The sequence below is a fragment of the Kitasatospora sp. SC0581 genome, from assembly GCF_048159585.1.
Taxonomy (GTDB): Bacteria; Actinomycetota; Actinomycetes; order Streptomycetales; family Streptomycetaceae; genus Kitasatospora.
The window spans coordinates 1-13,143 of sequence record NZ_JBLRWA010000001.1 but is presented as its reverse complement, the minus strand read 5'-3'; the positions used below and the strand labels follow the sequence as shown (position 1 = coordinate 13,143).

Sequence of the window (13,143 nt, the reverse complement as noted above, 5' to 3'; positions counted from 1 at the left end):
TCCCATAAGGGGGCGGACACGGCTGGACCCGCCGGGGTCATGCCGGTCACCTCCGACTCGCTCGGCCGCTCGGCCGCCCCCTCGACCAGGCGCGCGCGCACTCGAACGCCCGATGACGCGGGGGACGCCGTCGGGTCGGTGCACGGAGTCGCGCGTGGGGTCGACGCGGAGCCCGCGGGATTGCCAGGGATGTGCAGGTGCACGTGCACCATGGTGGTGTGCGCTCACTGCAGATGCAAGAGTCGATTCACGTGCAGTCGCACTATTGGCATATGCAAGCGCCGAATGCACGTGCATCCTGGTGCGTGGAGTGCAGAACTGATAGGAACATCCGTCAGTATCGGCACCGTGAGCGCTCAACTGATGGCAGACTGTGCGCTGTTTGCCCTAGGTGGAGGTTTCGACCGCATGACCACAGTTCAGCCGGGCGGCGGCTCGATGGTCCGCCGGATCCTCCTCGGCTCGCAGCTGCGCCGCCTGCGTGAGGCGCGCGGCATCACCCGCGAGGACGCGGGCTACGCGATCCGGGCCTCCGAGTCCAAGATCAGCCGCATGGAACTCGGCCGCGTCAGCTTCAAGGAGCGCGACGTCGCCGACCTGCTCAGCCTGTACGGCGTGGACGACGGCATCGAGCGGGAAGCCCTGCTCGGCCTCGTCCGCGAGGCCAACAAGTCCGGCTGGTGGCACAGCTTCAACGACGTGCTGCCGGGCTGGTTCCAGACCTACGTCGGCCTGGAGGAGGCCGCCCAGCTCATCCGCACCTACGAGGTGCAGTTCATCCCCGGACTGCTGCAGTCCGAGGAGTACGCACGGGCGGTTTTCGGCCAGAGTCGGCCGGTCATCAGCGAGGAGGAGGTCGAACGGCGGGTCAGCCTCCGGCTGCGCCGTCAGAAGTTGCTGACCGAGGGGGCCAGCCCGCGCCTGTGGGCGGTCATCGACGAGGCCGCGCTGCGCCGGCCGGTCGGCGGGCCCCAGGTGATGCGCGGTCAGGTGCAGTACCTGATCGACGTCGCCGAGCAGGCCAACGTGGTGATCCAGGTCATGCCGTTCCGGTTCGGCGCGCACGCGGGCGAGTCCGGGGCGTTCACGATCCTGCGCTTCCCGGAGCAGGACCTCGCGGACGTGGTCTACCTGGAGCAGCTCACCAGCGCGCTCTACCTGGACAAGCGCGACGACGTCGATGCCTACATCCAGGTCATGGAGCGGCTCTGCGTGGACAGTCTCACGCCGGAGCGCACGATAGACCTGCTCGCCTCGATCCTGAAGGAACGCTGAGCCGCTGCCGTCCGGGGCCTGTGAGATCCCTCCCTCGCGAGGCCCCCGGCAGTCGGTCCGCCAGGCCGCCCACCCGCCGTCAGTCGCGGGCCGGCGGCCTCTCGCGTTCCGGCGGGGACGGTTGCGGCGGGCGGCCCAGCTCCCAGGCCAGGTCGTAGCGGCGGAAGAGGTCGGCCCGGATCGGCGCCAGCGGGATCTCGGCGCCCGGCAGCAGCACCCCGATGCAGCCGCCCATCAGCGCACTGCGCAGGACGGCGTGCTCGGCGACCGGGTCGGGCGCGCCCCAGTCGAGCAGCAGCCCCTGGAGCAGGGCCCCGAGCTGCTGCTGCTCCGGGTCCTGGACGAAGGCGCCGGTGTCCGGGTCGAGGATCAGTGCCAGGTGCGAGCGCATCACCCGGGGGTGGTCCAGCGCCAGCCCCAGCACGGTGTCGATCGCCCGGGCCAGCCGGGCGTTCGGCGAGGAACCGGGTGCCAGTTCGGCCAAGGCGCAGGCCAGCGACTGGTGCATCATCCGGTGCGTCGCGGACTGCATCAGCAGCCGTTTGCCGTCGAAGTAGTACGAGAGCAGCCCGCGGGCGAGCCCGGCCCGCTCGGCGATGTCCGTCAGCGTGGTGCCCGCGTATCCGCGCTGGTCAACCAGCTCGACGGTGGCCCGCATGATGCGTCGGCGGGAGCGTTGCCGCATCTCCTCATTGACCGAATCCCCGCGAGGTGCCATCGTGTCTGCTCCGAACGTTCGTTGGCTGCCAGCCAATATACTTGCGGAGCCGACAGCCGCACCGAGGAACCGTGCCCCGAGGGGCGCTGCCCGGGCGGCCGCCACGAAGACGGCCGGCTCCACCAACACGGGGGTTTGGTGGAGCCGGCGCCACGGCCCGACGGCCCGGAGATCGGCCGCGGGCGGGGCCCGGGGTCAGCGCTCGGTCAGGACTTCGGCGCGGGCCGTGGTCGACCCGGCTGATGAGTAATCATAATCCGGCACCGGCGCGGGAGTTGAGGCGCGGCGCCGGTCCACCAGGGCGCCCGCCGCCGCGACCACCAGGCCGACCAGGGCGACCATCGTGACGAACAGCAGCGCCGGCCGGTAGCCGTCCAGCTGGGCCTGCGGGCTGTCGCCGCCCGCGCTGCCGGCCGTGATCATCGCGGTCGCTCCGGCCAGGACCACCGCGGTGCCGACCTGGATCGCGGTGTTCACCAGGCCCGAGGCCAGGCCCTGCTCCTCGTCGCCCACGCCGTCGGTGGCGGCGATGTTCACCGAGGGGAAGGCGAAGGCGAAGCCCACGCCGAGCAGCAGCATCGAGGGCAGCACCAGGCCGGGGTACGAGCTGTGCTCGTCCAGCCGCAGGAACAGCGCGAAGGCGGCGACCAGCGAGAGCAGGCCGATCGGCAGCAGCCGCCCGGTGCCGAAGCGGTCCACGATCGGGCCCATGAACGGCGCCGAGAGCGCGATGAGCGCCGCGGCGGGGAGCAGGCCGAGGGCCATCTCCAGGGCCGACCAGCCGAGCAGGTGCTGGAGGTAGAGGGTGACCACGAACTGGAAGCCGCCGTAGGCGCCGGTCATCGCGAAGGCGACCACGTTGGCCCGGGCGACCGAACCGTTGCGGAAGATGCCGAGCCGGACCAGCGGGTGCGCGGCGCGGCTCTCCACCCACAGGAAGGCGGCGGCCAGCAGGGCGACGACGAGCATCGAGCCGAGCGTGCGCGCGCTCAGCCAGCCGGCGCCCTGGGCCTCGGTGACGGTGAAGACCAGCAGCAGAACGGTCGCGGTGCCGGTGATCGCGCCCAGCGCGTCGTAGCCGCCCTTGGCGCGCTCCTCGACCGGGCGGGGGAGCAGCCGGACGGCGAAGACCAGCGCGAGCAGTGCGACCGGGACGGGCATCAGGAAGGTCCAGCGCCAGCCGACCGAGGTGAGCAGGCCGCTGAGCACCAGGCCGAGCGAGAAGCCGCTGGCACCGCAGGTGGTGTAGATCGACAGGGCGCGGTTGCGGGCCGGGCCCTCCGCGAAGGTCGTGGTGATGATCGACAGGCCGGCCGGGGCGGTGAAGGCGGCGCTGACGCCCTTGAGGAAGCGGGCCGCGATCAGCAGGCCGCCGTCGTCGACCAGGCCGCCGACCAGTGAGGCGGCGGCGAAGACGCCCAGGGCGACCAGGAACACCCGGCGGCGGCCGAGCAGGTCGGCGGCGCGTCCGCCGAGCAGCAGCAGACCGCCGTAACCGAGCACGTAGCCGGAGACCACCCACTGCAGGGTGGAGGTGGACAGGTGCAGGTCGGAGCCGATGGACGGGAGGGCGACGCCCACCATGGAGACGTCCAGGGCGTCCAGGAACATGGCGGCGCAGAGCACGATCAGGGTGCCCCAGAGGCGGGGAGTCCAGTGCGGCCCGCTGGTTGACGGGGCATCGGGTGATGGGACGGTCGCGGTGGTCATGGGGAGGACAGTACATGCACATGCATTCAATGCAAGTGAATTAGATGTGAACGCAATAATTGTCGATGCACGTGCTAGGGTGGCGGCGTGGCTGAACTCGACTCCCCGGCGGAGACCGGTCTCGTCGCGCAGTGGCGCGAGCTGCTGGCCCGGCACGCCGCCGCGGCCTGCATGCTCGACCGCGAGCTGGGCGACCGGTACGGGCTGGGCATGAGCGAGTTCGAGGTGCTGGAGCGCCTCGTCGAGGAGTGCGGGGGCGGCGGCGGGCCCGCGGTGCGGGTGAGCGAGCTGGCCCACACCGTCCACCTGAGCCAGAGCGCGCTCTCCCGGCTGATCGCCCGCCTGGAGAAGGCCGGACTGGTCACCCGGGCGATGTGCGAGAGCGACCGGCGGGGCGTCGTGCTCACCCTCACCGAGGCCGGGCGGGAACGGTACGAGCAGGCCAGGCCGCTCCACCGCCAGGTGCTGGAGCTGACCCTCGGCGGCGGACTCGGGCCGGCCTGCGGATCGTCCACCGACTGACGGATCGGCTTTCCGGCTGACGGAACGTCAAGAACCCCGGGCTGACGCCGGGTTGGCCTCAGAGCAGCGAGTGCAGCCCCGGTGCGGCGGCCAGCAGGACGACCACGGCGGGCGCGGCGAGCGCCCCGACGGTGAGCCGCAGCCGGTGCGGGACGGAGAGCCGCGGACGGCCCGCGAGCAGCCGGTCGACCCGCTTCGGGGACTGTGCCAGGCCGGGCGGACAGGAGCCGAACACCCCGCGGTCCAGGTTGAGTTCGGCCAGCGCGAGGGCGGTGGTGTGCCGGCCGTGCCGACGGGCGGCCCGGTCGTCGGCGGCCAGCTCGACCAGCTCCGCCACCTGGTCCCGGAAGGCGCTGAACACGCCGACCCCGGGGAAGCCGGAGGCGAGCGCCTGGGCGAACTGCTGGAGCCAGTGGTGCCGGGCCCGGACGTGGCCGCGCTCATGGCTCAGCACGGCCGCCAGCTCCCGGTCGGTCAGCTGCCGGAGGGCGCCGGTGGTGACCACCAGCCGGGAGTCCGGTCCGGGCAGCGACCATGCCTCCGGGCGGACGTTCTCCAGGACCACCAGCCGCTCCCGGCGGCTCCGGTCGCTCTCGATGCTGTCCGGCAACTCGGGCGCGCGGGTGGCCAGTTGGGCGTGCCGACGATTGCGCAGTGCCTTGGCCGTGCGGACCTCCCGGGTGAGCGCCAACACCGTCTGCACCCCGCCCGCGGCCAGTGCCGCGGCGCACAGCCGGCCCCAGCCCTCGGCCTCCTGGAGGCCGTACGCCGCCTCCACGCCGTGCGGCGCGCCGCGGAACAGCAGCGCGCGCAGCTCCGGCAGGGCGGCGGAGGCCGCCAGGAGGAGGCCCAGCGCACAGCAGAGCAGGACGGCCACCACCAGGCACTGCCACACCAGCAGTGCCAGCACCGGTTCGCGCTCCGCCCAGCGGGCCCGGGCCAGCAGCCGGGGCGCGACGGTCGAGAGCAGCAGGCCGAGCAGCAGCAGGCCGATCAGGGCAGGCATCGATGGGCTCCCCGAGTACGCACGGAACGCGACAACGCGTTCCCTGCCAACCTATGCGCTGGCGACGTCCGGTGGAACGGCTTTCGTCCGGCCAGTGACCAACGCCACGCCCGGACGGGGGCCTTGGGGTGCCGGAGGTCGTGGCGTGCGGCCGTCACATGGTCAGGAGCATGGCGAACATGCCGATCCCCATGGTGAGTCGGCAGGCCTGTGGCAGACCGGCGGTGCCGACCGCGAGGGCGCCCGCCGGGGTGCGCAGCAGCCGGCTGCCGGTCCAGAGGGTGTATCCGCCGAAGTAGAGGAGGAGCGCCCCGGTCAGCGCCGGAAGGCCCAGGGCGGCGGCCTGGTGGTGCCCGTGGCCGGAGGTGCCCGTCATCGCGAGGGCCATGTACGTCATAGCGAGCGCGCCGACCGCGTGGTGCAGGCGGTGCGCCCGCCCGGCCGGGGCGTGGACGGCGGCGAGCAGGAAGGCGGCGGCGGGGAGGCCGAAGAGCCCGGCCCAGACGGCGGCCGGGACGGTGGCGCCCGTGACGGCCATCGCGGCCATGCCGAGCCCCATCAGGGCCTCGGCGGCGTCGGACTCGCGGGCGAGCGGCCGGTGTGCGCCGCCCGGGGCGCAGGGGGAGTGGCGCAGCCGGGTCAGGCAGGAGGTGCCCGCGCCGGCGGCGAGGAGGGCGAGGAGCCAGTTGACCAGGGCGGGTCCGTGCAACGGCGGCCTCCCGGGGCGGTGGGCGACGGGGCGGCGGGCGGCGAACAGATGACAACGGACAGCGGTCAGCGAACAGATGATGAAATCTGTCGGCTGTCAGTTGTCACCCGTCGGCTGTCGCCCGTGCGCCGCCCCCGTGCGCGGCGACGGACGTCCGGTCCACGATCACCGCACCCGGCCGGGCGTGGCCAGGGCGCGTACGGGGGCGCACAGTGGTGCCCGTCCTCGCGAAAGCCCTGGCCGCACGCCTGCCGCACGCCCACCGCACGCCTCGTGGCAAACCCCGGCCGCACAGTGCGGTACCCGCCGGCCGGGCGTGCCCGCTCAGCCCTGGAGCCGCCCCGAGGCGACCACCCGGCTGAGGAACTGCCGGGTGCGCTCCTCCCGCGGGTCGCCGAACACCTGCTCCGGCGGCCCCTGTTCGAGCACCACCCCGCCGTCCAGGAAGCAGACCCGGTCGGCGACCTCGCGGGCGAAGCCCATCTCGTGGGTGGAGAGGACCATCGTCATCCCCTGCTCCTTGAGGTCCCGCACCACCGACAGCACCTCGCCGACCAGCACCGGGTCGAGCGCCGCGGTGATCTCGTCCAGGAGCAGCAGCCGCGGCCCGGTGGCCAGCGCGCGCACGATGGCGACCCGCTGCTGCTGCCCGCCGGACAGCCGGTCCGGGTACTCCTTCGCCTTGGCCGCCAGCCCGAGCCGGTCGAGCAGTTCCAGCGCCCGCGTCTCCGCCTCGGCCCGGGCGACCCGGTGCACCCGGCGCGGCGCGAGCGTGATGTTCTCCAGCACCGTCAGATGCGGGAACAGGTTGTACGACTGGAACACCACGCCGATCCGGCGCCGTACGGCGTCCTCGTCCGCGCGCGGATCGGTGATCTCCTCACCGTCCAGGAAGATCGCCCCGTCGTCGATCCCCTCCAGCAGGTTGACGCAGCGCATCAGCGTGGACTTGCCGGAGCCGGACGCCCCGATCAGCGCCGTCACCGAGTGCTCGGCCACGGCGAGGTCCACGTCGCGCAGCACCACCTGGTCGCCGAAGGTCTTGCGCACCGACTCCAGCCGGAGCACCTCGCTCGACGTCACACCGCACCTCCCTGCAGCTGGCGGCGGTTCATCCGGGTGGTCAGCCAGTCGGCGAACCGGGTCAACGGAATGGTCAGCACGATGAACACCAGCCCCGCCACCAGGTACGGCGTGAAGTTGAAGGACCGGGCCGCGATGATCTTCGCCGCGTACACCGCGTCGATCGCCCCGCCGATCGAGACCAGCCCGGTGTCCTTCTGGAGGCTCACCAGGTTGTTGAGCAGCGGCGGCACCACCCGGCGGACGGCCTGCGGCAGCACCACGTACCGCATCGCCTGCGCGTTGGTCAGCCCCAGCGACCGGGCCGCGGCGCGCTGGCTCGGGTGCACCGACTCGATGCCGGAGCGGAACACCTCGGAGACGTACGCCGAGTACGTCAGCACCAGCGCGGCCCCGCCCAGCAGCAGCGGATCGGTGGTCACCCCGGTCAGCCGCAGCGCCGGCACCCCGGTGATCATCACCAGCAGGCAGATGATCATCGGCAGCCCGAGGAAGAAGTCCACGTACGCGGTGGCCAGCAGCCGCACCGGCAGGAAGACCGGCCCGCGCAGCGTCCGCAGCACCGCCAGCAGCAGCCCGAACACCAGGATCAGCGCCCCGCAGCCGAGCATCAGCTCCAGGTTCAGCCGCAGCCCCTTCAGCACCTCGGGCAGTGCCTGGCGGGCGTAGTCGAGGTTGAAGAAGGTCCGCCGGGTCACCTCCCAGCCGGGGGAGTTGACGACCAGCAGGTAGAGCACGACGGCCGTCGCCAGCGTCGACGCGGTGGCGATCAGCGCCGAGCGGCGGGCCCGGGAGCGCCGGTAGGCCTCGTGCGCCAGCCGCCGCTCGGACGGGCGGTAGCCATCCTCCGCGGCCGGCGTCCCGGTCCGCACCGCCGGGGCCTTGGCGAGGTCCACCGAGCCCTCCCGGCCCGACGACTCCCCACTCGGCCGGGGGCCCAGGTCAGCACTCACTTCAGCACCGGTGCCGAGACGGCGTCGGAGAGCCACTGCTTCTCCAGCTTCGCCAGCGTGCCGTCGGCGCGCAGCGCGTCCACCGCCTGCGAGACGCAGCCGGTCAGCTTGGAGCCCTTGTCCAGCACCAGGCCGAACTGCTCGGCCCGCGAGGACACCTCGAACTGGCCGACCACCTGGGCCTCCGGCACCTCGGCGCCGGTGATGTAGAAGGCGGTCGGCAGGTCCACCACCAGCGCTTCGATCTGGCCGTTCTTCAGCGCTGCCTTGGCCAGGTCGTTGGAGTCGAAGACGGCCGGCTGGGTGCTCGGCTTGATGGTGTCGGTGATGGTGTCCAGGCTCGTGGTGCCGACCTGCGCGCCGAGCTTGGCGCCCTTGAGGTCGGCGATGCTCTTGGCCCCCGCCGCCTTGGAGTTCTTCAGCGCGATGACGGTCTGGCGCACGTCGTAGTAACCGGAGGAGAAGTCCACCGCCTGCTTGCGTTCGTCGCTGACGGACACCTGGTTGATGTCGAAGTCGAAGTCCTTGGCACCCGGCGAGGTCGCCTTGTTGAACGGCGCCACCACCCAGCTGACCTTCTCCTTCGGGTAGCCGAGCTTCTCGGCGACCGCGTAGGCCACGGCGGACTCGAAGCCCTTGCCGTTCTCCGGCTTGTCCTCGGTGAACCACGGGTCGTACGCGGGCTTGTCGGTGCCGACGGTCAGCGTCCCGGCGGTACGCGTGGCCAGCGCGCCCGGCGCGCAGCCCGCCGCCGACCCGGCCGCGCCCGAGGCGCCCGGGGCGGCGTCGGACTTCGAGTCCTGCGGCGCGCAGGCGGTCAGCACGGCCGCGGCGGCGACCAGCGCGGCGATGGGCAGTACGGCGGACGGCTTGCGGAGGGTCATGACGGGGCTCCAGGGAAAGGACCGGCGGGACGGAAGGAAGGTGAGGGGCACGGGAGGGCGCGACGGGCGGCCCGCATCCCGGCGGGTCACTTCCCCCCGGTGGCGGTGCCGGAACACACGCGGCATGGTCGGCGTACGGGCCCGCGTCCGCGGCGCCCCCCGAGCCGGACCGGCAGCAGCCGGGTCGGCGGCAGGCCGGTCAACAACAGCGGCGACAGCGGCAGCAGAGGCCGCGCGCGCGACAGCGACAGCGACGGCAGACGTGCCGACGGGAGGGCGCCCGGAACGGGCTGTCGTGGCGTACGGCCACCGTGATCACCGCCGGGAGCATGCGGGGAGGTTCGCATCAGAACGGCGCATCTGTCCAGAACATCCAGATCACTGTCCACATGCCGGACAACCCGCCTCTCGCCGAAGGTTTCCGCGCCGGAGCGGTGGTGCGCCGGAACTTTGCCCGTCCGGCCCCCCTTGAACGGGAGAACCTTTCGTACTTATGGTGTTCCCGTTGAAATAACTCCTGTCGAAGTGAGTCCACGATGCAGAATCTTTCGCCAAGGCTCGCTGTGGCGGCCGACGCCCCGGTCTCGACCCTCGCCGGCCACCCGGCCTGGCTGCGCCTGAAGGAGGCCGTCGAGACGCTGCGCCCGCTCCAGTCGAAGGACGGCTCGATCGACCTGGCCGCCGTCCAGCGGCACACGGTCGACCCGCTGGTCGCGACCGTCCGCGCCGCCGTCCAGGAGCTCGCTCCGAACTTCCCGCACGACGCCGCCTACCTGGCCGCCGTCGACGCGGACCTCGCCAAGTGGGCCGACACCGGCTACCGCGAGCCCGACTTCCTGGACTCGCTCCTCGCCTTCCAGCCCGCCGCCCAGCGCGAGGACGGGCTGGAGCACCTGGTCGTCTTCCCGATGTACACCCAGAACGGCAACCCGGACCGCAACCTGGAAGCCGTCCTGCTGAGCGTCGTGTGGCCCGACTGGCTGGCCGAGCTGGAGCGCACCCGCTTCGACAACCCGATGTTCGTGCCGATCACCTTCACGGACTTCACCGCCGGCTACGACACCAACTCCGCCGTGCTCTTCCCCGAGACGGTCTCCGTGCGCAAGGCGCCGGAACGTTTCACCTGGGGCGGCATCTTCTGCGACCGCGAGGCCGCGCGCTTCCGCGCCGTCACCACCAGCGCCGTCCAGCAGCTCGGCCTGGAGATCCCGGCCGACGCCGAGGGCCTGCTCCAGGACCAGCAGCGCGCGCAGGAGACCTTCGTCCTGTGGGACCTGGTCCACGACCGCACCCACAGCCACGGCGACCTGCCGTTCGACCCCTTCATGATCAAGCAGCGCAGCCCGTTCTGGATGTACGGCCTGGAGGAGCTCCGCTGCGACCTCACCACCTTCAAGGAGGCGGTGCAGCTGGAGACCGAGGGCAACCCGCACGCCCGCGACGTCCAGTACGCGGTCCTCTTCGACCGCCTGTTCCGCTTCCCGGTCTCCGGCGACCGGGTGCGCAACTACGACGGCCTCGGCGGCCAGCTGCTCTTCGCCTACCTGCACAAGCACGACGCGCTGCGCTGGCGCGACAACCGCCTCAGCATCGACTGGGAGCGCGCCCAGCAGGTCACCAACGCGCTCTGCGCCGAGATTGAGACCCTCTACCGCGACGGCATCGACCGGCCGAAGCCGGCCCACTGGATCGCCGCGTACGAGCTGGTCTCCCGCTACCTCACCCCGCACCCGGCCTCCACCTGGGCGAAGGGCTCCGAGGCCCTGCCGCTCGACATCACCGATGGCAAGGCCCTCAACAAGGCCCTCTGCGACGCCGTGCTCCCGGACGAGTTCCCGCTGAGCATGTTCTACGAGGCCCTCAACAAGAAGCTGAGCGGTGTCATCGCCGCCACCGCCGGCATCACCGGCGCCGGGATCCAGGGAGCCGCCGCGTGACCACCTCCACCAACGCCCCGCTGGCCGGCAAGGTCATCGCCGTCGCCGGAGCCAGCGGCCCGGCCGGCCGCGCCGTGCTGCGCCGCCTCACCGCCGACGGTGCCACCGTGATCGGCGCCGACATCGACGCCCAGCGCCTGGAGTCCGCGCTGGACGCCACCCGGGTGGCCGTCCGCGGGGCCAAGGTCAGCGGCCAGGTGATCGACCTGCTCGACCCCCAGGAGGTCCACGACTGGGCCGACCACCTGGAGTCCGAGCACGGCCACGTCGACGGCCTGTTCCACCTGGTCGGCGGCTGGCGCGGCGGCAAGACCTTCTTCGACACCCGGCTGGACGACTGGGACTTCCTGCACGACACCGTCGTGCGCACCCTCCAGCACACCTCGCTGGCCTTCCAGCCCGCGCTGGTCCGGAGCACCGCCGGCCGCTACGCGATGATCTCCGCCGCGGCCGCGCACAAGCCCACCGCCGGCGGCGCCGCCTACGCGGCCGCCAAGGCCGCCACCGAGGCGTGGACCCTCGCCATGGCCGACTCCTTCAAGAAGGAGACCACCGCCCCCGACGGCGAGCCCACCGCGGCGGCTGCGATCCTGGTCATCAAGGCGCTGGTCAGTCCCGAAATGCGGGCCGAGAAGCCGGAGGCGAAGTTCGCCGGCTTCACCGACACCGCCGACCTCGCCGGACACCTGGCGGGCCTCTGGGACCGCCCCGCAGCAGAACTGAACGGACAGCACCTGTGGCTGACAGCCCGATGACCGACCTCACCCGTACGGACGCGGTACGGCGGCACGACCCCGCCGTCCGCGGCTTCGCCAGCGACAACTACGCCGGCGTGCACCCGGAGGTCCTCGCCGCGATAGCCCTCGCCAACGGCGGCCACCAGATCGCCTACGGCGAGGACGACTACACGGCCCACCTCCAGGACGTCTTCCGTCGCCACTTCGGCGACAAGGCCGAGGCCTACCCCGTCTTCAACGGCACCGGCGCCAACGTGGTCGCCCTCCAGGCCCTGCTCCCGCGCTGGGGCGCGGTGGTCTGCGCCGAGTCCGCCCACATCCACGTGGACGAGGGCGGCGCCCCGGAGAAGATGGGCGGCATCAAGCTGCTCACCGTCCCCACCCCGGACGGCAAGCTCACCCCCGAGCTGCTCGACCAGCAGGCCTGGGGCTTCGGCGACGAGCACCGCGCGCAGCCGCTCGCGGTCTCCATCACCCAGAGCACCGAGCTCGGCACCCTCTACACCGCCGACGAGATCCGCGCGATCACCGAGCACGCCCACCAGCTGGGCATGCTCGTCCACGTGGACGGCTCCCGCCTGGCCAACGCCGCCGCCTCGCTCGGCCAGCCGCTGCGCGCCTTCACCACCGACGTGGGCGTCGACGTGCTCTCCTTCGGCGGGACGAAGAACGGCCTGCTGTTCGGCGAGGTCGTGGTGGTGCTCAACCCGGAGCGGGTTCGCAACATCACGTACCTGCGCAAGACCTCGATGCAGCTCGCCTCGAAGATGCGCTTCGTCTCGGTCCAGTTCGAGGCCCTGCTCTCCGGCGACCTCTACCTGCGCAACGCCGGCCACGCCAACGCGATGGCCAGCCGCCTGGAGGCCGCGGTCCGGAAGATCGACGGCGTCGAGGTGGTCCGCCCGGCCCAGGCGAACGCGGTGTTCGCGATCCTCCCGCGCGAGGTGAGCGAGCGGCTCCAGAAGCGCTATCGCTTCTACTTCTGGAACGAGCACACCGGCGAGGTCCGCTGGATGTGCGCCTTCGACACCACGGAGGCCGACATCGACGCCTTCGCGGCGGCCATCGCCGAGGAGATGGGCCGCGCCTGACGGTGCTCGAACGACGGATCGTCCCGTCCCGCGACAGCGGGGCGGGACGATTTGCATGTGACGGGCCGGTGCCCGTACAGTTCCGGAGTCGCCGCGGGAGACCGGGGCGGCAAAGCGGAAAGCGAATCCGATGAATGAAACTCCGGAAAACGGAGCGGAAAGCGTCTGATAAGCTGGAAACACGAAAGAACGAAGCCCGGAGGGTCCGCTGGAAGGCGGTCCGAAGGAAGCGTCCGTTCCTTGAGAACTCAACAGCGTGCCAAAAGTCAACGCCAGATATGTTGACATCCCCGGCCTCGGTCATTGCGACTGGGGTTGGAGATTCCTTTTGAAACAAACACTAGCGAGGACGCAGTGCGCGGGATCACCCTATTCCGGTGGTTGCCGTGCCGCTCAACGCGGGTGTCGACCGGCGCTTTTAATCGAGCACTGCCGGGTAAGCATTCACGGAGAGTTTGATCCTGGCTCAGGACGAACGCTGGCGGCGTGCTTAACACATGCAAGTCGAACGGTGAAGC

General features: G+C 71.7%; 12 protein-coding genes and 1 rRNA gene. 6 read left to right on the top strand and 7 right to left on the bottom strand.

From position 1 onward, the window contains the following. Window positions 1–408 precede the first annotated feature (408 nt). Window positions 409–1,275 carry a helix-turn-helix domain-containing protein gene (locus tag ACLWS4_RS00065; protein ID WP_049650560.1) on the top strand — a complete coding sequence of 289 codons (867 nt, stop codon included), beginning with the start codon at window positions 409–411 and terminating at the stop codon, window positions 1,273–1,275. A 79-nt stretch (window positions 1,276–1,354) separates the two neighbouring features. On the opposite strand, the gene ACLWS4_RS00060 is transcribed toward ACLWS4_RS00065, so the two are convergent. Next, window positions 1,355–1,960, bottom strand: coding sequence for a TetR/AcrR family transcriptional regulator (locus ACLWS4_RS00060; RefSeq protein ID WP_049650559.1), 606 nt, complete (start codon window positions 1,958–1,960; stop codon window positions 1,355–1,357). A gap of 228 nt (window positions 1,961–2,188) precedes the next feature. Continuing rightward, entirely contained in the window at window positions 2,189–3,703 is a 1,515-nt protein-coding gene (locus ACLWS4_RS00055; protein WP_416872993.1) for an MFS transporter, read from the bottom strand. A gap of 87 nt (window positions 3,704–3,790) precedes the next feature. On the opposite strand from ACLWS4_RS00055, the gene ACLWS4_RS00050 reads away from it, so the two are divergent. Continuing rightward, a complete protein-coding gene (locus ACLWS4_RS00050; protein ID WP_049650557.1) occupies window positions 3,791–4,225 on the top strand; it encodes a MarR family winged helix-turn-helix transcriptional regulator in 435 nt (144 codons plus the stop codon). A 58-nt stretch (window positions 4,226–4,283) separates the two neighbouring features. On the opposite strand, the gene ACLWS4_RS00045 is transcribed toward ACLWS4_RS00050, so the two are convergent. From ACLWS4_RS00045 to ACLWS4_RS00025, 5 genes are all read right to left on the bottom strand, one after another. After that, window positions 4,284–5,231: a M56 family metallopeptidase gene (locus ACLWS4_RS00045; protein ID WP_117492506.1), complete on the bottom strand. Its 948-nt coding sequence runs from the start codon at window positions 5,229–5,231 to the stop codon at window positions 4,284–4,286. 154 nt (window positions 5,232–5,385) lie between these two features. After that, window positions 5,386–5,940, bottom strand: a complete 555-nt coding sequence (locus ACLWS4_RS00040) for a DUF5134 domain-containing protein (protein WP_380737966.1) — start codon at window positions 5,938–5,940, stop codon at window positions 5,386–5,388. A 324-nt stretch (window positions 5,941–6,264) separates the two neighbouring features. Next, window positions 6,265–7,023, bottom strand: a complete 759-nt coding sequence (locus ACLWS4_RS00035) for an amino acid ABC transporter ATP-binding protein (protein WP_416872992.1) — start codon at window positions 7,021–7,023, stop codon at window positions 6,265–6,267. Beyond that, entirely contained in the window at window positions 7,020–7,919 is a 900-nt protein-coding gene (locus ACLWS4_RS00030) for an amino acid ABC transporter permease (RefSeq protein ID WP_416873283.1), read from the bottom strand. Before ACLWS4_RS00030 ends, ACLWS4_RS00035 begins: the two co-directional genes overlap by 4 nt. A gap of 53 nt (window positions 7,920–7,972) precedes the next feature. Beyond that, on the bottom strand, window positions 7,973–8,860 hold the full coding sequence (locus ACLWS4_RS00025; RefSeq protein ID WP_380778049.1) for an ABC transporter substrate-binding protein: 888 nt from the start codon (window positions 8,858–8,860) through the stop codon (window positions 7,973–7,975). 536 nt (window positions 8,861–9,396) lie between these two features. Between ACLWS4_RS00025 and ACLWS4_RS00020 the strand changes: the two genes are divergently transcribed. The 4 genes from ACLWS4_RS00020 to ACLWS4_RS00005 form a co-directional block, all read left to right on the top strand. After that, window positions 9,397–10,797: a DUF6421 family protein gene (locus ACLWS4_RS00020; protein WP_049650551.1), complete on the top strand. Its 1,401-nt coding sequence runs from the start codon at window positions 9,397–9,399 to the stop codon at window positions 10,795–10,797. Next, complete coding sequence (locus tag ACLWS4_RS00015) at window positions 10,794–11,552, top strand: SDR family NAD(P)-dependent oxidoreductase (RefSeq protein WP_079272480.1); 759 nt, start codon at window positions 10,794–10,796, stop codon at window positions 11,550–11,552. Before ACLWS4_RS00020 ends, ACLWS4_RS00015 begins: the two co-directional genes overlap by 4 nt. Next, window positions 11,549–12,625 (top strand): threonine aldolase family protein, encoded by a 1,077-nt coding sequence (locus tag ACLWS4_RS00010; RefSeq protein ID WP_049650550.1) that lies wholly within the window; start codon window positions 11,549–11,551, stop codon window positions 12,623–12,625. The genes ACLWS4_RS00015 and ACLWS4_RS00010 overlap by 4 nt, the downstream gene beginning before the upstream one ends. A gap of 443 nt (window positions 12,626–13,068) precedes the next feature. Continuing rightward, window positions 13,069–13,143: ribosomal RNA gene (locus tag ACLWS4_RS00005) — 16S ribosomal RNA — on the top strand; the annotation flags it as partial.